Source organism: Amycolatopsis sp. WGS_07, assembly GCF_045278895.1.
GTDB lineage: Bacteria > Actinomycetota > Actinomycetes > Mycobacteriales > Pseudonocardiaceae > Amycolatopsis.
In genome coordinates this window covers 1905195-1925680 of sequence record NZ_CP136053.1, presented here as the reverse complement: position 1 = coordinate 1925680, position 20486 = coordinate 1905195, and the positions used below count along the sequence as shown (strand labels likewise).

Genomic DNA, 20486 nt, shown 5'->3' with positions numbered 1-20486 from the left:
ACGGTGTGGGAGTCCGCACGGGAGCCCGAGGCACGGGCTGAGAGGGAGCTGCCGCTCCGACCGTGGAACCTGATCCGGGTCATGCCGGCGCAGGGAGCGTGATTCCACTGTGAACACCAGCACCACAACCGTCACTGTCGTCGGCGGCGGCGTCATCGGGCTGTCCGCGGCTTGGCGCGCGGCCGCCAGGGGATGGCGCGTCACGGTCGTCGACCCGGATCCCGTGCACGGCGGCGCGTCCTGGCTGGCCGGCGGGATGCTCGCACCGGTCACCGAAGCGTGGCCGGGCGAGGAAGCCGTGCTCAGCCTGGGTGAGGCGTCGCTGCGGCGCTGGCCGGGCTTCGCGCGTGACCTCGCCGCCGAAGGAACCGATCCAGGGCTGGCCGAGCACGGCACGATCGTCGTCGGGTTCGACAGCGCGGACGCCGGGCACCTCGACATCCTCGCCGGGTACCTGCGTTCGCTCGACCGCGACGTCGAGACGCTCACCGGCCGCGAGGCCCGACGGCTCGCGCCGGGCGTCGGCGCGGTCCGCAGCGGCCTGCATGTGCCGGGCGATTTGGCCGTGGACAACCGAAAGCTGCTCACAGCGCTGAGCGAAGCGGCTACGAAGCGTGGGGTCGAGTTCCGCCGCGAGCGGCTTCGCGACCTCTCCGAAGTGTCCGGCCCCGTAGTACTTGCGGCCGGCGCGTGGACCGGGCAGTTGCATCCGTTGCTGGAGCACGCCGTACGCCCGTTGAAGGGCGAAATCCTGCGACTGCGTCCGCGTCGCGGCTGTCTGCCGCCTCCGCCGTACACGGTGCGCGCGATGGTCGAAGGACGGCCGATCTACCTGGTACCACGAGAAGACGGCGAACTGGTCCTTGGCGCGACGCAGTACGAAGCCGGTTTCGACCAGGCTGTCACCGCGCGCGGCGTACGCGAGCTGCTGGAAGGCGCGGAACGGATTCTGCCCGGCATCACGGAGTACGAGCTGGTGGAAGTCGCTGCCGGACTACGGGCTGCGAGCCGCGACGCTTTGCCGTACATCGGCGAAGTGAGCGAAGGCGTGTACGCGGCGACAGGACACCACCGCAACGGTTTGCTGATGGCGCCCGCGACTGCGGACGCTGTGGTCGCATGGCTGGCTGGCGAAGCCCCGTCGTCGGAGATCGCCGCGGCGACGCCCGCCCGTCTGGTCGAGAAGGAGCGAGTCTGATGGAGATCAAGGTCAACGGCGAGTGGCGGGAATTCCCCGACGACAGCACCGTTTCCGCGGTCTTGGACGCGCTGGGAGCGGAGCGCCGCGGCGTGGCCGTCGCGGTCAACGGCGAGGTCGTGCGGCGCGGTGAATGGGAAGCAGCGGTCGTGCCGAAGGGCGCGCAGCTCGAAGTGCTGACCGCGGTTCAAGGAGGGTGAGCATGGACGACCTGATCATCGGCGAGCACAAGCTGTCGTCGCGGCTGATCATCGGCACCGGCGGCGCGGCGAATCTCGAAGTACTGGAGCGCGCGCTGGTCGCGTCCGGCACCCAGCTCACCACCGTGGCGATGCGCCGCGCCGACGCCGAGGGCGGCTCCGGAGTGCTGGAGCTGTTGCGGCGCTTGGACATCGAGCTGCTGCCCAACACCGCGGGCTGCCGGACCGCGGCCGAAGCCGTGCTCACCGCCCAGCTGGCGCGCGAGGCACTGGAGACGAACCTGGTGAAGCTGGAGGTGCACGCGGACGACCGCACCCTGCTGCCAGACCCGATGGAGACCCTCGACGCCGCCGAACGCCTGGTAGCGGACGGATTCACGGTCTTCGCTTACACGAACGACGACCCGGTTGTCGCCCTGCGCCTGGAAGAAGCCGGCTGCGCGGCGGTGATGCCGCTCGGTGCCCCGATCGGCACCGGGCTCGGCATCCGCAACCCGCACAACATCGAGCTGATCGTCTCGCGCGCGTCGGTGCCGATCGTGCTGGACGCCGGGATCGGCACCGCGTCGGACGCCACGCTGGCAATGGAACTCGGCTGCTCCGCGGTGCTGCTTTCCACGGCGGTGACCCGCGCGGCGGATCCGGAACGAATGGCGTCGGCGATGCGGAGCGCGGTGGAGGCTGGGTACCTGGCCCGAGGCGCGGGGAGGGTGCCGCAGCGGTTTTGGGCGCAGGCGTCCAGCCCGCCTCGCTAGGGTTCCTGCGCGAGTTCTGCTTGAGCGGCCTCTTCCTGAGCCGATTCAGGAAGAGGCCGTCCGGAAGTACTCCGATGTTGTTTCCGGAGTGATGGAGCAGTCTTTTGAGTGATCAGGAGTTAAAGCTGCTGTGGTCGAGCGGGCGAAGCTTCCGGCTATGGTCCTACGGTGCCGGACACTCGCAGTTGCTATTTCGTACTACTGAGTTTGATGAGGATTCGGATGTTATCCGGATTCTTTTCAGCTCTGTCGCGGCAATGCGGTTAGTTATTGACTATCGTGGTCCGATATCGTTGCATCTGGTTGATCATCATGAGCTATGTCCAGAGCCATTAAGGCCTCCTTGTCTCCTTGTGGAGATTCGCGGCAGTGGTCAGCGGGGCTTCGTTGCGGCCGCCGGTATTCGCATTACTCGCGAGACGCAGGGAGGGGGTGAACGTGAACTGCTTTATGCGACCAGCAAGGCAGAACGTGATGCGCGCAGTGGTGACGATGGAGGTGCGGATCCGGACTAAGGGATAAGATCGGCTTGTGGTCAATTCCGTGGGCGCGATGGCGGGTGAATTTTTGCGGCTCGTGCGACTTGCCAGCTGCTCAAGCGACCTCGACCACCACCTTGCCGCGCACCCCGCCCTCCTCAAGCGCCCGATGCGCCCCCGCGATGTCCGCCAACGGAAACACCCGATCCACCAACGGACGCACCAGTCCAGCGTCCACCCAGCGGCTCATGTCAGCGAGCAAATCCGCCTTCGGATTACCGCTGAACCCCCGCACCCACCGGCTAGGCCGCAGCGAGTTGGCCGCGATGTAGCCAACCGTGCGGGCCAGATGGTCGAGGTCGAACGAGATCGCGACCATCCGCCCGTGCGGGGTCAGCATCCGCCGGAACTCGCCCATGTCGTGACCAACAGTGTCGAGAATGACGTCGAACTTCCCCAGTTGGCCAGGATTGCGGTAGTCGAGCGCGACGTCCGCGCCGAGTTCCCTTGTCAGCTCAAGGTTCTTCGTGCTCGCCAGTCCGGTGACGTGGGCGCCCATCGCCTTACCCAGCTGCGTGGCCACGAAACCGACCCCGCCGGTCGCGCCGCGGATCAGGAGTCGTTCGCCGGGCTTGAGATGGGCCTTGTCGCGCAACGCCGTGATCGCGGTGATGCCCGCCAGCAGCGACGCGGCCTCTGCGGGGTTGAGGTCGGCGGGCACGTGGTCTAGCCGATCGGCGGCCATGACGTAGTACTCGGCGGCAGTGCCCATCCGACGCCCGCCGCCCCAGACCAGGTCGCCGACGGCGAAGCGGCTGGACCCGGGTTCGACGACCTCGCCGACCAGGTCCACGCCGATCCTCTTCGGAAAACGTTTGCCGCTGAACGGAAGCAGCTTTCCGGACCGCATCGCGAGTTCGCCGCCGTTGACCGACAGTGCGCGCACGCGGACGAGGACCTCTCCAGGGCCGGGCACCGGCTTCGGGACAGTGGTTTCCCGCAGGACCTCCGGCGGTCCGTAGCGGTCGTAGGTGATGGCACGCATCGAAGTGGAAGGCATGTTCCACTTCTAGCACAGAAAGTGGAAAGGGGCTTCCGTTTAGGCTAAAGTGAGAGAGTGCCAGAAAGATCGACTCGCTTGCGCACTGACGCCGCCCACAATCGCGCGCAGATCCTCGAGGTCGCCGAGCGCACCTTCGAGACCGAGGGACTCGGCGTCTCGATGAGCGAGCTGGCGCGCCGGGCTGGGCTCGGGGTGGCCACGGTGTACCGCCATTTCCCGACCAAGGCCGATCTCGTCGCCGAGGCTTTCGCCGAGCCGATGGCCGAATGCGCCGGGATGCTGGACGAGGCGCTCGCCGATCCCGATCCGTGGCGCGGGTTCTGCCGGGTGATCGAGGAGATGTGCGCGATGCAGGCGCGCAACCACGGCTTCTCCGCCGCGATCGTGACCGCGCTGCCGGACCAGGCCGCGTTCGCGGAGCTGCGCGATCGTGCGCTACAGGCGTTCACCGAGCTGATCCGCCGGGCGAAGGAGGCAGGTGCGCTGCGGGCTGACTTCGCGGTGTCCGACCTGTCGTTGATCTTGCTGGCCAACGGCGGCCTACGTGCCGGCGCGGGGACAGCGGCACCGGCGGCGTCGCGGCGGCTCGCCGGGTATCTGCTGCAGTCGTTCCGCGCCGAGTCGGCTGCTCCGCTGCCCCCGCCGGCGGAGCTTCCGCTCGACGCGTCAGTGCTCTAATTGGGCGGGCAAGCTGCGCAAACGGCCCTGCCTTGGTGATTTCGCCCGCGCTTGACACGGATTGAGCACGGGTACGCCGTATGGTTGACGGCACCCTTTCCGGCGCACCCAGCGGCGGGCACCAGCGTCAGAAGGAGCCGATCGTGACTCTTTCCTCGGTCCAGGACGTAACGGGCCGGTTGTACCTAGCGGTGGGGCGGCTTTCGCGCTCGCTGCGGCAGGCGGGCGCGCCCGGGCCGGGGCACGGGTCGATTTCCGCGCTGGCCACGCTCGTCCACTTCGGCGAGCTGCGCCTCGGCGACCTCGCCGCGAAGGAGGGCGTCGCGGCGGCCACGATGTCGCGGATCGTGGCCACGCTGGTGGAGGCCGGCTACGTCACGCGCGAGTCCGACCCGGTCGACCGGCGCGCCTGGCTCGCCCGCGCCACCGAGGAGGGCGAACGCCTCGTCTCCGGCGTGCGCTCCACCCGCGTGCAGGAACTCAACCGCCGCCTCGACCGGCTCACGCCCGAAATGCGCGAGTCGATCATCGCCGCGCTGCCCGCGCTGGAAGCCCTGATCTCCGACGAGGGCTAGCGCTCCTCCGGAGCCAGCCGCCAGAACGCCGACACCGGACCGACTTTCGCGCCCATCGGATACGAGTGCTCGACGGCCTGCGAGACGAACCACTTGCCGTACTGCGCCGCTTCGACCACCGGCATGCCCTTGGCCAGCCCGGCGGTCAGCGCGGACGCCATGGTGTCGCCAGCGCCATGCGTGTGCGGGGTCTGCCAGCGCGGGCCGGGCAACTCCACGAACGTCGTGCCGTCGAAGAGCAGGTCGACGCATTCCGGGTCGGACTGCAGATGGCCGCTCTTCACCAGCACGTACTTCGGGCCGAGCTGGTGCAGCACGACGGCCGCGGTGTGCATGCCCTCGCGGTCGGTCACGGTCATGCCGGTGAGCAGCCGCACCTCGTCCAGGTTCGGTGTGAGGACGGTGGCGCGCGGCAGGAGTTCGTCGCGCAGTGCGGCGAGGCCGTTGTCGTCGAACAGCGACTGACCGGTCATCGCCGCCGCCACCGGGTCGACCACGAACGGAATCGCGCCGTCCCGGCCGATCCCGGCCTTGTCGCAGGCCGCCGCGACCGCGCGGATGATCTCCGCGGACGCGAGCATGCCGGTCTTCGCCGCGCCGACGCCCATGTCCTCGGCGACCGCCTCGATCTGCCCGGCCACGATGTGCGGCGGCAGATCGGCGCGGTCGTGCACACCGAGCGTGTTCTGGACGGTGACCGCGGTGACCGCGACCAGGCCGTGCACGCCGCAGGTGAGGAAGGTCCGCAGGTCCGCCTGCAGCCCGGCGGCACCGCCGGAGTCTGATCCGGCGATGGTGAGCGCGGAGGGCGGGCTCGGGTTCTCAGTCATGGGCGCGTTCCGGCTTCTGGTCTGGTCGTGTCGGCGGTGATTCCCGCACAGTCCACCACGATGGCACACCCAGCGTTCGCACTGGTCCCTCGCGCGGCTAGAACCGCGGCGGCGGCTTCAGCACCGACATCCGGTATTGGTACACCGCCTGCGCTTCGGCGATCCCGGGCCGGGGCGTGACGCCCGATTTGCGGATCGTTTTGACCGCCGAAGCGGTGCGGTGCTCGGCGACCAGGCCGTCGACCTCGTGCTGCACCTCAAGCGGCAGCCGCGCCCACAACGCTTCCGGTGTCTCGCTCATCCAGCCAGTGTCGCATTGGCGAGCCGCCAGAAGGGGGAAACCGGGCCAACGCCGGCACCGAGCGGATACGCCTCCTGGACGCAGCGTTCGATGAACCGTTTCGCCTCCGCGACCGCGGTGGGCACGTCCGCGCCCTTCGCGAGCGACGAGGTGATCGCCGACGCCATGGTGTCGCCGCCGCCGTGGGTGTTTTCCGTGTCGATGCGCGGCCCGCTCAGTTCGATGACCGCTGAGCCGTCGGTGAGCAGGTCTACGCAGTCGGCGGCCTCGTAGAGGTGCCCACCCTTCACCAGAACCCACTGGGAACCGAACTCCAGCAACGCTTCCGCGGCCGCGCGCTGGCTCGCTGCGTCGGTGACCGTGACGCCAGTGAGCAGCCGGACCTCGTCGAGGTTCGGCGTGATGAGCGTGGCGCGCGGGAACAATTCCGTCCGGATCGCTTCCAGCGCTTCTTCGCGCAGCAACGCGTGACCGGTCATCGAAGCGGCCACCGGGTCGACCACGAACGGCGTGTCCGTCGAGCGTCCGATGTGGACCTCGTCCAGCGTTTTCGCCACCGCCTGAATGATTTCCGCGGTGGCGAGCATGCCGGTCTTCGCCGCGTTGACGCCCATGTCCTCGGCGACCGCTTTGATCTGCGCGGTGACGACGTCGACGGGGATCTCGGAGAACCCTTGCACGCCAAGCGAATTCTGCACGGTGACCGCGGTGAGCGCGACCAGTCCGTGTACCCCGTTGGCGAAGAACGTGCGCAGATCCGCCTGCACGCCCGCACCACCGCCGGAATCGGATCCGGCGATGGTGAGGGCGGTGCGAGGGGTGACTGTCATTGGTTGACCACGGGCAGGTAGACCTTGTTGCCCTGCTCGGAAAACTCCGCGGACTTCTCGGCCATGCCGGCTTCGATCGCCTCCACAGAGGACAGACCGTGCTCCTCGGCGTACTTGCGCACGTCCTGGGTGATCCGCATCGAACAGAACTTCGGCCCGCACATCGAGCAGAAGTGCGCGGTCTTCGCCGGTTCCGCGGGAAGCGTCTCGTCGTGGAAGGACCGCGCGGTGTCCGGGTCGAGCGACAGGTTGAACTGGTCGTTCCACCGGAATTCGAAGCGGGCCTTGGACAATTCGTCGTCCCAGTCCTGCGCGTACTGGTGGCCCTTGGCCAGGTCGGCGGCGTGCGCGGCGATCTTGTATGTGATCACGCCGGTCTTCACGTCGTCGCGGTTGGGCAGGCCGAGGTGCTCCTTCGGCGTGACGTAGCACAGCATCGCCGTGCCGTACCAGCCGATCTGTGCCGCGCCGATCGCCGAGGTGATGTGGTCGTAGGCCGGCGCGATGTCGGTCGCGAGCGGGCCGAGCGTGTAGAACGGCGCCTCGCCGGTGAGCTTTTCCTCCAGCTCGACGTTTTCCTTGATCTTGTGCATCGGCACGTGGCCGGGGCCCTCGATCATCACCTGCACGTCGTGCTCGCGCGCGATGTGCGTCAGCTCGCCGAGGGTTTCCAGTTCGGCGAACTGGGCGCGGTCGTTGGCGTCCGCGATCGAGCCGGGACGGAGGCCGTCGCCGAGCGAGAACGTGACGTCGTACTCGCGCAGGATCTCGCACAGCTCGGAGAAATGCGTGTACAGGAAGGATTCCTGGTGGTGCGCGAGACACCAGGCGGCCATGATCGACCCGCCGCGGCTGACGATGCCGGTGACCCGGCGCGCGGTGAGCGGGATGTAGCGCAGCAGTACGCCCGCGTGCACCGTCATGTAGTCGACGCCCTGCTCGCACTGCTCGATCACGGTGTCGCGGTAGATCTCCCAGGTGAGCTTTTCCGGCTCCCCGTTGACCTTTTCCAGTGCCTGGTAGATCGGCACGGTGCCGACCGGGACCGGCGAGTTGCGCACGATCCATTCGCGCGTCTCGTGAATCCGCTTGCCGGTGGAAAGATCCATGATGGTGTCCGCGCCCCAGCGGGTGGCCCACACCATCTTGTCGACCTCTTCCTCCACAGAGGACCAGACGGCCGAGTTTCCCATGTTGGCGTTGATCTTCACCAGGAAGTTCTTGCCGATGATCATCGGCTCGGTCTCCGGATGCTTGCGGTTGACCGGAATCACCGCGCGACCGCGGGCGACCTCGTCCCGCACGAACTCCGGCGTACACCGTTCGCGCGCGGCGATGAACTCCATTTCCCGGGTGATCACCCCGGCTTTGGCCCAGCCGAGCTGGGTGTTGTGCTCCCGTCCGTCAGCCCAGCCGGAGCGGAGCGGGTGGAGTCCTTTGTGGACATCGATGTTCGCGTCCGGATCGGTGTAGGGCCCGGACGTGTCGTACACGTCGAAATGTTCCCCGTTCGACAGGTCGATCCGCCGCGCCGGAACCCGCAGGCCCGATTCGGTGCGGTGGTAGACCTTGTGCGAGCCGGTGATCGGCCCGGTGGTGACGGACGGGGCGATGGCACCCTGATTTTCCAGCGTCGTCAACGACGTTCACTCCCTACGCCGGCATTACCCGGTCAGGTTCATGCGGTCGGTGACGCCGGGTGTCCGCGAGATGGACACCAGTCACCCTCTCAGCCCGCCAAGGCGCGAGCTCCCGCGTTGCATTCGGTTGAGGTTGCTTGTCCGACCATGCCATGCGGTGTCGGGTCGGCACAAGGTCTCCGCCCGTCTGGCCGAAGCACAACGAAGGCCTCCCCGGTGATTTCAGGGAGGCCTTCGGGGAATTCGGCGCGGGTCAGGCGTCGGCGGGTTCCTTGGGCGGCAGCCAGGTCAAGCCGGGTACGCCCCACTTGTTCTTCTTCAGCATCTTCTTCGCCGCGCGCGCGTGGCGGCCGATCAGGCGGTCCAGATAAATGAAGCCGTCGAGGTGATCGGTCTCATGCTGGAGGCAGCGCGCGAAGTACCCGGTGCCCTCGACCTCGATCGGGTTGCCCTCGACGTCGAAGCCGGTCACCTTCGCCCATTTGGCGCGTCCGGTCGGGTACCACTCGCCGGGGGCGGACAGACAGCCCTCTCCGTCGTCGTCCGGGTCCGGCATCGTCTCCGGGATCTCGGAGGTCTCCAGCTTCGGGTTGACCACCACGCCGCGGTGTTCGCCGTCCTCGTCCGGGCAGTCGTATACGAACACCCGCAGGTCGAGCCCGATCTGATTGGCCGCGAGGCCGACGCCCTCGGCCGCGTACATGGTCTCGAACATGTCCTCGACGAGGGTGGCCAGCTTGTCGTCGAACTCGGTGATCTCGCGCGTGGGCTGGTGCAGCACGGGTTCGCCGGCGATGCAGATGGGATGGACGGTCACGGACGCCGAGTTTAGTCGGACCCTTCTGGTAGACCTGGATCGGACCGTGACGCGCCGTGTCGGATGCCCATGTCGAGCATGGGTTCCGTGGTTGAATGACGCCCGCGGAAGGACTGCCGACACCGATTGCGAGGACCGCATGGACGCCGCGGAGTCGATGGCTGGAAACCAGCCGTCGCCGCCGGAGACTGTCGGTGGCCTTACCGAGCGCGAGCTGGACATTCTCGCGTTCGAACGGCAGTGGTGGCGCCACGCCGGGGCGAAGGAGAACGCCATCCGGGAGCGCTTCGGACTGTCCTCCACCCGTTACTACCAGTTGCTGAACACGCTGCTGGCCAAGCCGGAGGCGGTCGCCGCCGATCCGATGCTGGTCAAGCGGCTGCGCAAGACGCGCGCCGCCCGTCAGCGCAAACGCGGGGCCCGCCGGTTGGGGATCGAGCTGTCATGAGCGTCTTCTCGGGACTGTCCCGGCCGTTGAAGGCCGCGGGGGTCGCGCTGATCGGGGTCGCGGTGGTCGCCGCCGTCATCGGCGGGGTCACCGTGCTCAACACCGGCGGCGACCAGAATGCCGGACCGAGCACGTCCGGCGAGCCCACCTCGCCCGGCGGCGGATCGTCGTCGAACCCGCAGCCGTCGTCCTCGGCGCCCAGCTCCGCGCCGTCGTCGCCCGCTTCCTCGGCGCCGGCCTCGTCGTCCGCCGCGTCCTCGGCCCCCGCGTCGAGCCAGCCGGGTCAGCCCGGCGGCCAGCCGGGCCAGCAGCCAGGGCAGCCGGGCCAGGCCGGCCCGGACCAGCAGGCCACGAACAAGTGGGTCACCCTGCGGGTCTACAACAACTCGCTGATCAAGCACCTCGCCGAACAGGCCGCCGCCGACTTCCGCGGTTCGGGCTGGAACGTCGCCGAGGTCGGCAACTACTCGCAAGGCAACATCCCGGCGACCACGGCCTACTTCCGGCCGGGCACCGACGAGGAAGCCGCCGCGAAACAGCTGGCCAAGGAGTTCGGCTTCCAGGCCCAGCCCCGGTTCGAGGGCATCCAGAACTCCAGCCCCGGCGTGATAGTGATCATCACGAAGGACTACCGGCCCGGGCAGAAGGGCTGACCCTTTTCCCCAGATCGATGACGGCCCGCGCTACGGCGCGGGCTTTGTCATGTGGGCCGGGCCGCACTACGGGCGTTGCTCGACGGGGTGCCAACGTTTCGCGCTCGGCTTCCGCGTTCGGACCGGCGGGCGACTTGGCGTGCCCAGGGAACGTGGCAGGCAGATCTCGCAGCGAGCCGTTGTCGAGCAGCTGCGGTCAGGTGCTCAGCGCCCTGCCTGCCCTCGGCTCCACGCACCCCAATGTGGCATTGGGTGCGTCAGACGCACCGAACGTCACATTGGGGCGGTTGCTGAGGCGGGCGAAATCGGTTGCTGAGGCGAGCGTGCGGTTCGGTGCGGTAGGTCGCGCGCGGTTGCGAGAGCCGGCGGGGTCGTGAGTGCTGGTGCCGGTTCTAACCGGCACCAGCACACACGAGCCGCTCAGCGTTCCTGCTGCGCCTGTGCGTAAGCCTCGAGCGTCGCCAGCTGCGCGGCGTCCAGCGAAGGCCGCACCGCCTCGCGGGCCTTGGCCAGGTGCGCCGCGGTCACCTCGCGGGCCTCCAGCGACTCGCGCATCGCCGTCAGCGCCGCCTCCCGGATCAGCGCGGCGCAGTCGGCGGCCGAGTAGCCCTCCAGCGTCTCCGCGATGGCCGCGAGGTCCACATCGGACGCCAGCGGGGTGTGTTTCGCCGTCGAGGCAAGGATCGCGGCGCGCGATTCCGCGTCCGGCGGCGGCACGTAGATCCGCCGCTCCAGGCGGCCGGGACGCAGCAACGCCGGGTCGACCAGTTCGGGCCGGTTCGTCGCGCCCAGCACGACGACCTCGCGCATCGGCTCCACGCCGTCCAGTTCGGTGAGCAGCGCGGCGACCACACGGTCGGCCACGCCGGAGTCGGACGACTGGCCGCGGCGCGGGGCGAGCGCGTCGATCTCGTCGAGGAAGATCAGCGAGGGGGCGGCGTCGGCGGCCCGGCGGAAGAGGTCGCGGACCGCGCGTTCCGATTCGCCGACCCACTTGTCCAGCAGTTCCGCGCCCTTGATCGCGAACACGTTCAGCGCGCCGGTGCCGGCCAGCGCCCGGACCAGGAACGTCTTGCCGCCGCCGGGCGGGCCGTACAGCAGCACGCCGCGCGGCGGTTCGATGCCGAGCCGGGCGAACGAATCCGGATAGCGCAGCGGCCACAGCACGGTTTCGGTGAGCGCTTCCTTGACCGAGGTCATGTTGCCGACGTCGTCGAGGGTCAGCCCGCCGGTGGCCAGGTTGTCCGAAGTGGACAGCGAGATCGGCCGGACGGTGGCCAGCGCGTCGAGCAGATCCTGCTGGGAGATCTTGGGCTCCTCGACGTCCCGCTGGCGCAGCGCGGCCCGCAACGCCGCGTCCCGGCGCAGCGCGAGCAGGTCCGCGGCCACGAAGCCGGGGGTTCGTTCGGCGAGCACGCCCAGGTCGGCCCCGGATTCGACCGGAACGTCACGCAGCAGGATCCGCAGCAGTTCGACGCGCGTTTTCGCTTCCGGCAGCGGCAGGCCCAGCTCACGGTCGAGCAGGTCGGCCCCGCGCAGCCGCGGATCCACCGACTCGGCGCGCGCGGTCGTGGCCACCACGGCGAGCCCGTCCCGGCGCAGCGCGGCGCGCAGTTCTTCCAGCACCACGGTGGCGACCGGCGGCGGCTGGGTGGCCGGGAGCAGCGCGTCGATGTCGTTGATCAGCAGGACGCCCGGACCGTCGCCGTCAGCGGCCCGGTCGATGGCCTCGCGCAGCGAACGGTGTGCCGCATTCGGTTCCAGCACCGCGATATTCGGCGCGGTCAGCGACACCACGCGCACCTTCTCCGCGGCGGCGACCGACCGCACCAGCGTGGCCTTGCCGACGCCCTCCGGCCCGGACAACAACACGCCCAGATGCGCCGAAGTGCCGAGCCGCGCCAGGAGTTCCGGCCGGTGGAACGCCAGATCGAACCACTCCGCCAGCTTGCGCGCCGCGCCCTCGGCCCCGACCAGATCCGCGACCGGCACCGGTTCGTCCAGCTCTTCCTCGCGCGCCTCGGTGACGACCTCCTCGACGATCTCCGCTTCGAGGTAGTCCTCGGCCGCGGTGACGGCGGTGCTGCGGACGAGCGCGGTCGCGGTACGCACCGGCTGCTCGCCGCTGGTCGGTGCGCCGGTGCGCGCGCCGTCCCGCCAGCTGACCACAGTGGACGGTCCGACGACGACCACGCCAGCCGGTTCGGTAGCCGTCACTGTCAGCAGTTCGTTGGTCCAGGTCGCCCCGATCACGCGGGACAGCTGCCCGCGAACAGCGGCGACGTCCGACCCAGGCGCGGGCGCGAGGTCTTGCGGCAACAGGGAAACCGCGTCACCGCGGGTGAGCACCTTGCCGGTGAGCGCGAGCCGCAACGTCTGCGGCGACACCGAAACCGAAGCCAGCCGAGACCCGGACACAGTGACCGTGCGCGCGGCGGTGACCTCCGCGGGCGAGACGACGATCTCGCCGCCCTCGGAGACGCCGAGGTTCGACATGGTGACGTCATCGGTCAGCACGACCCCCGGCGTCGCCTCCTCGGCAGCGGGCGCGGCCAAGGCGGCACTGCGCCGCGCGCCGGTGAGGTGCACGGCGTCCCAGGCCCGCAGGCCGAGCGCGTCGAGCACCTCCGGATGCAGCCGGACCACCCCCCGCCGAGCATCAAGCGCGGACGGCGTGTGCCGGACGGTCAGGGTGATCTGCGGATCGCTCACGCTGTTCACCCTAATGAACTGACCGCGAGGAATCGCCTCGACAGCGCAGAATGGGCGACTGTGGCGGCCGCCAAGGTTCGAAGCTGTTACGAGGTCGCTGCCCAGCCGCGAACCGCGGCGACGAAGTCCTCCGGCACGTCGGACTGCACGTAAAGCCCCACCCCGTCGAACGCCACCGTCTGGTGGTTCGGAAAGGACGCCTCCAGCCGTTCGCGTTCCCGGGGCCGGAAGCCGATTTGGGCGTTGCCCCACACGATCAGGGTCGGCAGTTCGGCGAGAGCGCCGAGCCCCGCCTCGACCTCGGCGAAGAAGGCTCGGCTGGCGAGAATCCGGCTGGGCAGCACGCCAGAAGCCTGCCGTCGCTCGGGCGTGTCCATCGCCCGTTCGTAGTGGGCAAGCTCGGCCCTGGTCGGCTTCCGCTTTCGGTGACCCATCGGGATGAATGCCTTGACGACGAGGTTGAGCTGCCGGGCCAGGAAGCGGATCGGCGGTCCGCCGGCGAGGCGGCCGAAGGCCTCGAAGTACGGGTCGCCGTTGACCGGCCAGGCCCAGGCGTTGACGAGCACCAGCCGGTCGAAAGCGCCCGGGCGGCGTTGTGCGGCGGCCAAGCCGATCGGGCCGCCCCAGTCTTGTCCGACCAGCGTGGCCCCGTTGAGGCCGAGCGTGTCGACGAATCCGGTGACCACGTCGGCGTGTTCCTCGGGCAGGTAGCGGTAGCCGGGCTTCGGCGTCGACAGTCCGAAACCCGGGTAGTCGAGGGCGACGCACCGGAAGTCGTCACGCAGTGCGCGGATCGCGTCGCGCCAGAGGAACGACCAGGTCGGGTTGCCGTGCAGGAACAACAGCGTGGGGCCGGATCCCTCGTCGACGTAGTGCACGGTGTGGCCGTCGATGTCGACGAAGTGGCTCTTGAACGGGAACAAATCATCGTCGACCCAGGCGGGCCGTGTGCGCTCAGCCATGGCGAACCCCCTCGCGATATGGTTGAGGTTCTCAAGGGCACTGGAAAAAATCAAGTAGAGGGACACCATGCGTGGCTACGGTCAGTACTGCGGGCTCGCCCGCTCCCTCGACATCGTCGGCGACCGGTGGAATCTGCTCATCGTCCGCCAGTTGCTGATCGCGCCTGCCCGCTACCGGGACCTGGTCGACGGCCTTCCGGGCATCGCGACCAACCTGCTCGCCGACCGGCTCCGCGACCTCGAAACCGCGGGCGTGGTCGAGCGACGGCTGGCGGGTAAGGGCAGCGCGGTCGAGTACGCCCTCACGCCGTGGGGCGCCGAGCTGCGGCAGCCGATCGAGGGCCTGATCCGCTGGTCCACCCCGTTGATGGTCCGGGGCCCCGAGGGCGACTCCTTCCGTCCCGAGTGGCTCGCCCTTGCCGTTCCTGTCCTGCTCGATGCCCGGGTCAAGGTTCGTCGCGCGGCGACGGTCGGCCTCGCGATCGGTGGTCCGCTCTTCCAGCTTCACGCGACGCGGTCCGGCGCCGAAGTCGGCCCGCATGACGGCCGCGACCTCGACGCGACCGTCCGAGCCGAACCAGCGTGCGTGCTTGGTCTCGCCGCGGGCGCGCTCGCGCTTGACGACGCCCGCGCGCTTGGGCTGATCGAGATCGACGGGGACGAGTCCGTCGTTCGCGCCGTCTTCGCCGCCTGAGCTACTGCTGCGGCCAGCCGTCGTAGGAAAGGATGTCGGCCACTGCCGGGCGTGCGGCGGGGGAGAACTCTTGCTGGGTCGAATAAGCCACCGCGAGTAGGCCGATCTGCGCGACGTCATCCGGAATGCCGAGGATCCGCGCGACGTCCGCCTCCCGGCCGCCGAGGTGGTAGCTGCACAGCGAACTGGCCAACCCGTGCGTGCGCAGCGCGAGCTGGAAGCTCCAGATCGCCGGGTAGATCGAGCCGTAGTACGCGGAAAGCCCGGCCGAGTCGTCGGGCACCGGTCCCGGCAGGCAGGGGAGCACGAGCGCGGGCACCTGGTCGAGGTGCTCGACGAGATGCCGCGACGAGACCATCGCCCGTTCGCCGGCGAGGTGGGCGTACTGCCGCCACGCTTCCTCCGCGGCTTCTCGCGTGATCGCCGCGATTTCCTTGCGCAGCGCCGGATCGAGCACGACGACCCAGCGCTGTGCTTCGGACAGGAAGCTCGCGGCCGGAGCTTGCCGCGCGATCCGCAGGCAGTCCTCGAGCGCGTCCTTCGGAACCGGTCGCTCGAGGTCGAGCTTCCGCCGGACGGAGCGGGTCGTGGTGAGCAGGGTGACGGCGTCCACTGGTGAACCTCCCAGGCTGGTACTTACGGCGTAAGCGTACGGTGTAAGTATCAGGCTGTCGAGGGCTTACGCCGTAAGCTAGAACGATGGCCCGGGAAACCCTGACGCGCGAGAAGGTGCTCGACGCCGCGCTGGCTTTCGTCGACCAGCACGGCGTGGCCGCGCTGTCGATGCGCAAGCTCGCCGCGGAGCTGGGTGTGGAGGCGATGTCGCTCTACAACCACGTGCGCAACAAGGGTGATCTGCTGGACGGCCTGGTGGCCCGGATGTTCGAAGCGGTCCCGGTGCCCGACCCGGCCGCGCCGTGGGACGTGCGGATCCGCAGACTGGCCGAGGGGCTTTACGCGCAGTTCCGGCGGCATCCGGCGGTGCTGCGGACGCTGGTCGCGGAGGAGGCCAACCCGCGTTCGCCGGGGGCGTTGAAGGTGATCGACAGCATGCTCGGCGCCCTGCTGGACGCCGGGCTGGACGACACCGAGGCCGTGCGCGCCTACCGTTCGCTGACCGGGCTCACGTTCGGTGCCGCGCTCACCGAGGAAACTGGCCTGGCCGGGACACCGCTGGATCGCGCGGAGCCGGTCGACGACTGGTTCCGCCGCATGGCGACGCCCAGCGAGACGCCGAATCTGCACCGCCTGCTGCCGGTGCTGACCGACGCCGACTGCCGACAGGACTTCGAGACACAGCTGGACCTGCTGATCTCCGCGCTGGGCACGCGGAACTAGCGGCGTCGGATGCCGATCCGGCGCCAGCTGCGGCGACGCTGGCCCGGGCCGGAGGTGGCCGAGCTGCCGTGGTCCCGTTCGCGCAGATTCCGGGTCCGCACCACGTCGGAGTTCGTCCGCGGCAACCGCACCGCGCGCATCGCGGCACCGGCGACGCGGCCCGACGCCGGACGCAGCCGCAGCCGACGGTGACTGCGCGCGCGACGGATCGCACGGCGTTCCCTCGGCGGCACCTCCCAGGCCTCCGGGTGCGCGGCGAGCCAGCGGTGCCGGTAGACCGAATACGGGATGTGCAGCAGGTACAGCACCAGTGCGACCGCCAGAGCCACCAGCGGGAACACGATGATCGCGGCGGCCAGCAGGCCGACGCCGACCAAGATCGGCGCGATCGCCTTCGCCGGGGCCTTCACGGTCTTGAGCGACAGCGTCGGGATACGGCTGATCAGCAGCACGGCGACCGCGATGGTCCACACCAGCACCACGTACTGCTCGGACCACCAGCCCTCGCCCCACTGCAGCGTGGCGATGAGCGGCAGCATGGCGACCAGGCCGCCGGCCGGTGCGGGCACGCCGACGAAGAACTCGGCGGCGTACGGCGGCTGGTCGGTGTCGTCGAGCAGCGTGTTGAACCGGGCGAGCCGCAGGATCATGCAGACCGCGAAGATCAGCGACGCGACCCAGCCGATGCGGTCGCCGTGCGACTGCCAGACGTAGAGCACCAGCGCGGGCGCGACGCCGAACGAGATGCCGTCGGACAGCGAGTCGAGTTCGGCTCCCATCTTCGACGTCGCGTCGAGCAGGCGGGCGATGCGGCCGTCGAGGCTGTCGAGGACGGCGGCGATGCCGATCGAGCCGATCGCCATGGCGTAGTTGCCGGTGAGGGCGAACTGCACCGCGGACAGCCCCGCGCAGAGCGCGAGCACGGTGATGGCGTTCGGCAGCAGCCGGATTCCCGGGGTGGTCACGCGGACCATGGTCAGCCTTCTCCCAGCGCCGGCAGCTCGGCGAGCACGGTTTCGCCGCCGACGGTGCGCTGGCCCTTGGCCACCACGACCCGGCTGCCCGGCGGCAGGTAAGTGTCGACGCGCGAGCCGAAGCGGATGATCCCGTAGGTCTCGCCAGCGGCCACCTTGTCGCCCTCGCGGACGTCGCAGCGGATCCGGCGCGCGACCAGTCCGGCGATCTGCACGACGACAAGCTCGTGGCCGTCGGCCGTGTGCAGCACCAGCGAGTTGCGCTCGTTGACCTCGCTTGCCTTGTCGAGGTCGGCGGAAAGGAACTTGCCCGGCTTGTACGCGACCTTCGAGATCACGCCCGTCGCCGGCGTGCGCTGGACGTGCACGTCGTAGACGGACAGGAACACGCTCACCCGCATCCGCGGCTCGGCGGGCAGGCCGAGTTCGGCGGGCGGGACGGCTTCCTCGATGAGCGAGACGGTGCCGTCGGCGGCCGAGATCGCGACGTTGTCCCGCACCGGGGGCACGCGCTTCGGCTCGCGGAAGAACGCCGTCATGCCCGCGGTGGCGAGCGCGCCGACCACGCCGAGGCGCTTGGAGAACCGGCGCAGCACGAGCGTCGCGGCGAGGCCGCCGAAGAGGAACGGCCGTCCAGCAGGATGCATCGGCGGGAACGTCTCGCGGGCCAGCTGGACAGCGTGCGCGAGGGGGTTACCGGTGGGCTGGCCGCTCATGGGTCGAGTTCCCCGCTGTTCGTCTCGGTCGGTGTAAGGGTCCGATTTGGGCTTCCCCACGCTACCGCCCGCCTGCGGCGGACCCGGCGGCCCCTGGTCGTAAGGGTTGCGCCGGCGCGAGTGGGCGCGACCACAAACCGGTAACGACGCGTCGAACAATCCGATAACACCGGGTAGTTGACGCCGCTCGGGACCGGTGCCCGGGCCGACCTGGCGAGGTGGACGATGGCGGTACCCGATCTGCTCGCACAGCTGCTGCGCGCCTGGCGTCGGGATGTTCTTTCGGCACCCGTGCCGCAGCTCGTCGACCCTGGTCACGCCGTTCGGATCGTGCGGGACGCGGCCCGGGTGCATGCGTCCCCCGACGAAGCACGCACCCGGGCGCGGAACGGATCAGTTTAGCCCGCGATCGAGGCGTTCTGACGGATTGTCGGGAAACCGTTACCAGCGGTCACGATCGCGGCGGTTCCCGCTCGCGGCGCTGACCAGCCGCAGCACCAGCAGCAGCGCGATCGCGCCGAGGATGGCGACGCCGAAACTCGGGAAATCGAACTCGAAGTGCTGCTGCTCACCGGTGGCGAGGCGGTAGACGAACCCGCCGAGCGCCGCCCCGACCACCCCGACGAGCACGCTGACGAGGCAGCCCTGCCGCTGCCGTTCCCGGCCGCCGACCACGAGATTCGCGACCCAGCCGACGAGTGCGCCGAAGACGATCCACAGGATGATGCCCATGCGCTGAGCCTACCTTCGGGGTGTTGCACAAGAGTTGTTGTACAACTACTCTTGTGCATCATGGAGGTCCGCGATTCCCAGGTGCTGGCCGCGATGTCGCATCCGCTGCGCCGCCGCCTGCTGGACATGCTGAAACTCGACGGCCCGGCCACCGCGTCCGTGCTCGCGGAGAAAACCGGGCAGGCGGTGGGCAATGTGAGCCACCACCTGAAGGTGCTTTCCGGGGCCGGTCTGGTGGTCGAAGCGCCGGAGCTGGCGCGGGACCGGCGGGAGCGATGGTGGCGGCGTCCGTCGGGCACGTTGTCGTGGGCCACTTCGGACTTCGCCGGGGATCCGGTGGCGGAGGTCGCGGAGACGGTGAGTCTCGATCGGCAGATGACGCTGTCCCGGGGCTGGCTTTCGGAATTGGAGACGGCTCCGGCGGAATGGCGTGACGCGTGGTTCTCCAATGACGCGTGGATGCGGTTGACGCCTGCGGAATTGGCGGAGCTGAATGAGCGGATGGCGGCGCTGTTCGCGGAATTCGGTGCCAAGGCGGCGGAGGATCCTTATTCGGAACGGCAGCCGGTGTTCGTGTTCGGGCGTGGTTTCAGAGCGCAGCCGTGAGGAATGCCGCTTTCCGTCTATTGTGGACTGGGCAGACGGTCAGCACGGTCGGCAGCGCGGTGGCCGGTGCGTCGGTTCCGTTGGTGGCGTTGCTGGTGCTGCATGCCTCGACGTTCGAGGTCGCTTCACTGACTGCTGCGGCTTGGGTGCCTTGGCTCGCGGTGGGTTTGCCCGCTGGGGCTTGGGTTGATCGGTGGCCCAAGCGTCGGGTGATGCTGATCTGCGACGTAATCCAGATGGCGGTTTTTCTCACGGTGCCTATCTCGTGGGCTTTCGGGTGGCTTTCCTTCGCGGTGCTTTTGATTGCCGCCCTGGTCGGTGGTTTCGCCAAGGTATTCTTCTCCCTGGCCTATCGAGCTTTCCTTCCGTCCGTTGTGGACGATGCTGATCTGCTGAAAGCCAACGTGCGGCTCCAGGGCGCGGAATCCGCGGCACAAGTGGGCGGCCCTGGGTTGGCCGGGCTGCTGGCGACAGTCTTCGGTCCGGTCAGCGGTGTGCTCGTGGATGCGTTGAGCTTCGGATTTTCCACACTGTGCCTGCGTTTCCTGCGTGCGGACGAACCGCCGCCGCACCCGCGGACCCGTCTGCGCACCGAAATCGCCGAGGGCATGCGAATCGTGGCCCGGGACCCGTACCTGCGGGTGCTGGTGCTGTCTGGTGGGGTCGCGAACCTGGCTTTGAACGGTTTTTTCGCGGTGGCAGTGGTGTTCCTGGTCGAGGAATTGGGCCAGGGCCCAGGTGCCGTCGGGCTCGTACTCGCCCTAGGCGAGGTCGGCGGGGTGCTAGGCGCGACCTTGGTAAGCCGAATCGCCCGCCGGACCGGCACCGCGTGGGGTTTCCTGTGGTGCGAGACGCTGGTGGTGCCGGCAATGCTGCTCGGCCCGCTGGCCCAGCCGGGGTGGGGCTTAACGCTGTTCGTCCTAGCGGGCGCGGGAATCGCGGCGGGTGTGGTGGGATCGAACGTGCTGGGCGCGACCTTCCGGCAACGGTACTGCCCGCGCCACCTCTACGGCCGGATCAGCGCGAGTTCGGCGATGGTCAACTACGGCACAATCCCGCTCGGTGCCTTGCTGGGCGGAGCGCTCGGTCAGGCGGCCGGGGTGCGGGTGGCGATGTTCGCGATGGTGGGGGTTCAGTTGGCTTCGCTGGGGGTGTTGCTGATCGGACCGCTGCGGCGGGTACGGGACTTTCCCCAAGTCGCGCTTGCTGTGGGCAACCCGGTCGAAGAGGCGGGGGTTGTCGGTGGGGGCCGATAGACTGGGCAAGGGCCGTCCCCCGGGGAAGG

The 20486-nt window shown here is 69.1% G+C and carries 23 protein-coding genes and 2 riboswitches; of the genes, 11 read left to right on the top strand and 12 right to left on the bottom strand.

The window, feature by feature from the left end:
* The first annotated feature begins 7 nt into the window (after positions 1 to 7).
* Positions 8 to 113, top strand: a riboswitch (TPP riboswitch).
* The 3 genes from thiO (at position 110) to RPX00_RS08885 (ending at position 2153) form a co-directional block, all read left to right on the top strand.
* A complete protein-coding gene (gene thiO, locus RPX00_RS08895; protein ID WP_406638981.1) occupies positions 110 to 1198 on the top strand; it encodes a glycine oxidase ThiO in 1089 nt (362 codons plus the stop codon). Its footprint overlaps the riboswitch before it by 4 nt.
* Complete coding sequence (gene thiS, locus RPX00_RS08890) at positions 1198 to 1398, top strand: sulfur carrier protein ThiS (RefSeq protein ID WP_406638980.1); 201 nt, start codon at positions 1198 to 1200, stop codon at positions 1396 to 1398. The genes thiO and thiS overlap by 1 nt, the downstream gene beginning before the upstream one ends.
* A 2-nt stretch (positions 1399 to 1400) precedes the next feature.
* Complete coding sequence (locus RPX00_RS08885; RefSeq protein ID WP_378314586.1) at positions 1401 to 2153, top strand: thiazole synthase; 753 nt, start codon at positions 1401 to 1403, stop codon at positions 2151 to 2153.
* Between the two features lie 594 nt (positions 2154 to 2747).
* Here the strand turns inward: RPX00_RS08885 and RPX00_RS08880 are convergent.
* The gene (locus RPX00_RS08880; RefSeq protein ID WP_406638979.1) at positions 2748 to 3692 is read right to left on the bottom strand and encodes an NAD(P)-dependent alcohol dehydrogenase; all 945 of its coding nucleotides are present in this window, start codon (positions 3690 to 3692) and stop codon (positions 2748 to 2750) included.
* A 78-nt stretch (positions 3693 to 3770) separates the two neighbouring features.
* Between RPX00_RS08880 and RPX00_RS08875 the strand changes: the two genes are divergently transcribed.
* Together RPX00_RS08875 and RPX00_RS08870 are read left to right on the top strand one after the other, a co-directional pair.
* Positions 3771 to 4373 carry a TetR/AcrR family transcriptional regulator gene (locus RPX00_RS08875; RefSeq protein WP_406638978.1) on the top strand — a complete coding sequence of 201 codons (603 nt, stop codon included), beginning with the start codon at positions 3771 to 3773 and terminating at the stop codon, positions 4371 to 4373.
* Positions 4374 to 4516: 143 nt separating this feature from the next.
* Positions 4517 to 4948: a MarR family winged helix-turn-helix transcriptional regulator gene (locus tag RPX00_RS08870; protein ID WP_406638977.1), complete on the top strand. Its 432-nt coding sequence runs from the start codon at positions 4517 to 4519 to the stop codon at positions 4946 to 4948.
* Here RPX00_RS08870 and thiD (RPX00_RS08865) read toward each other — a convergent pair.
* From thiD (RPX00_RS08865) to RPX00_RS08845, 5 genes are all read right to left on the bottom strand, one after another.
* Entirely contained in the window at positions 4945 to 5778 is an 834-nt protein-coding gene (gene thiD / locus RPX00_RS08865; protein ID WP_406638976.1) for a bifunctional hydroxymethylpyrimidine kinase/phosphomethylpyrimidine kinase, read from the bottom strand. The two genes, RPX00_RS08870 and thiD (RPX00_RS08865), sit on opposite strands and share 4 nt — an antisense overlap.
* Before the next feature lie 97 nt (positions 5779 to 5875).
* Positions 5876 to 6079 carry a hypothetical protein gene (locus RPX00_RS08860; protein ID WP_406638975.1) on the bottom strand — a complete coding sequence of 68 codons (204 nt, stop codon included), beginning with the start codon at positions 6077 to 6079 and terminating at the stop codon, positions 5876 to 5878.
* Positions 6076 to 6909 (bottom strand): bifunctional hydroxymethylpyrimidine kinase/phosphomethylpyrimidine kinase, encoded by an 834-nt coding sequence (thiD, locus tag RPX00_RS08855; RefSeq protein WP_406638973.1) that lies wholly within the window; start codon positions 6907 to 6909, stop codon positions 6076 to 6078. Before thiD (RPX00_RS08855) ends, RPX00_RS08860 begins: the two co-directional genes overlap by 4 nt.
* Positions 6906 to 8549: a phosphomethylpyrimidine synthase ThiC gene (gene thiC / locus RPX00_RS08850; RefSeq protein ID WP_406638972.1), complete on the bottom strand. Its 1644-nt coding sequence runs from the start codon at positions 8547 to 8549 to the stop codon at positions 6906 to 6908. The genes thiD (RPX00_RS08855) and thiC overlap by 4 nt, the downstream gene beginning before the upstream one ends.
* Positions 8543 to 8675, bottom strand: a riboswitch (TPP riboswitch). It overlaps the preceding gene by 7 nt.
* Positions 8676 to 8802: 127 nt before the next feature.
* Positions 8803 to 9366: a peptide deformylase gene (locus tag RPX00_RS08845; protein WP_406638971.1), complete on the bottom strand. Its 564-nt coding sequence runs from the start codon at positions 9364 to 9366 to the stop codon at positions 8803 to 8805.
* A 139-nt stretch (positions 9367 to 9505) separates the two neighbouring features.
* On the opposite strand from RPX00_RS08845, the gene RPX00_RS08840 reads away from it, so the two are divergent.
* Positions 9506 to 9814, top strand: a complete 309-nt coding sequence (locus tag RPX00_RS08840) for a DUF3263 domain-containing protein (RefSeq protein ID WP_378314571.1) — start codon at positions 9506 to 9508, stop codon at positions 9812 to 9814.
* Complete coding sequence (locus RPX00_RS08835) at positions 9811 to 10467, top strand: LytR C-terminal domain-containing protein (RefSeq protein ID WP_406638970.1); 657 nt, start codon at positions 9811 to 9813, stop codon at positions 10465 to 10467. Before RPX00_RS08840 ends, RPX00_RS08835 begins: the two co-directional genes overlap by 4 nt.
* 420 nt (positions 10468 to 10887) lie before the next feature.
* Here RPX00_RS08835 and RPX00_RS08830 read toward each other — a convergent pair whose 3' ends face one another.
* Together RPX00_RS08830 and RPX00_RS08825 are read right to left on the bottom strand one after the other, a co-directional pair.
* Positions 10888 to 13179: an AAA family ATPase gene (locus RPX00_RS08830; RefSeq protein ID WP_406638969.1), complete on the bottom strand. Its 2292-nt coding sequence runs from the start codon at positions 13177 to 13179 to the stop codon at positions 10888 to 10890.
* A gap of 86 nt (positions 13180 to 13265) precedes the next feature.
* A complete protein-coding gene (locus RPX00_RS08825) occupies positions 13266 to 14141 on the bottom strand; it encodes an alpha/beta fold hydrolase (RefSeq protein WP_406638968.1) in 876 nt (291 codons plus the stop codon).
* Positions 14142 to 14208: 67 nt separating this feature from the next.
* Here RPX00_RS08825 and RPX00_RS08820 point away from each other — a divergent pair, with 67 nt between their 5' ends.
* Positions 14209 to 14835, top strand: coding sequence for a winged helix-turn-helix transcriptional regulator (locus tag RPX00_RS08820; protein ID WP_406638967.1), 627 nt, complete (start codon positions 14209 to 14211; stop codon positions 14833 to 14835).
* Position 14836: 1 nt separating this feature from the next.
* Here RPX00_RS08820 and RPX00_RS08815 read toward each other — a convergent pair whose 3' ends face one another.
* Positions 14837 to 15448 (bottom strand): nitroreductase family protein, encoded by a 612-nt coding sequence (locus tag RPX00_RS08815; RefSeq protein WP_406638966.1) that lies wholly within the window; start codon positions 15446 to 15448, stop codon positions 14837 to 14839.
* An 86-nt stretch (positions 15449 to 15534) separates the two neighbouring features.
* Here RPX00_RS08815 and RPX00_RS08810 point away from each other — a divergent pair, with 86 nt between their 5' ends.
* On the top strand, positions 15535 to 16173 hold the full coding sequence (locus RPX00_RS08810) for a TetR/AcrR family transcriptional regulator C-terminal domain-containing protein (RefSeq protein WP_406638965.1): 639 nt from the start codon (positions 15535 to 15537) through the stop codon (positions 16171 to 16173).
* Here RPX00_RS08810 and pssA read toward each other — a convergent pair.
* From pssA to RPX00_RS08795, 3 genes are all read right to left on the bottom strand, one after another.
* Positions 16170 to 17147 (bottom strand): CDP-diacylglycerol--serine O-phosphatidyltransferase, encoded by a 978-nt coding sequence (gene pssA / locus RPX00_RS08805; RefSeq protein WP_406638964.1) that lies wholly within the window; start codon positions 17145 to 17147, stop codon positions 16170 to 16172. The two genes, RPX00_RS08810 and pssA, sit on opposite strands and share 4 nt — an antisense overlap.
* Positions 17148 to 17149: 2 nt before the next feature.
* Positions 17150 to 17863, bottom strand: a complete 714-nt coding sequence (locus RPX00_RS08800; RefSeq protein WP_406638963.1) for a phosphatidylserine decarboxylase — start codon at positions 17861 to 17863, stop codon at positions 17150 to 17152.
* A 441-nt stretch (positions 17864 to 18304) separates the two neighbouring features.
* Positions 18305 to 18595, bottom strand: coding sequence for a GlsB/YeaQ/YmgE family stress response membrane protein (locus RPX00_RS08795; protein WP_406638962.1), 291 nt, complete (start codon positions 18593 to 18595; stop codon positions 18305 to 18307).
* Positions 18596 to 18655: 60 nt separating this feature from the next.
* On the opposite strand from RPX00_RS08795, the gene RPX00_RS08790 reads away from it, so the two are divergent.
* Complete coding sequence (locus RPX00_RS08790) at positions 18656 to 19201, top strand: ArsR/SmtB family transcription factor (RefSeq protein WP_406638961.1); 546 nt, start codon at positions 18656 to 18658, stop codon at positions 19199 to 19201.
* Positions 19198 to 20457 carry an MFS transporter gene (locus RPX00_RS08785; RefSeq protein WP_406638960.1) on the top strand — a complete coding sequence of 420 codons (1260 nt, stop codon included), beginning with the start codon at positions 19198 to 19200 and terminating at the stop codon, positions 20455 to 20457. Before RPX00_RS08790 ends, RPX00_RS08785 begins: the two co-directional genes overlap by 4 nt.
* Positions 20458 to 20486: the final 29 nt, after the last annotated feature.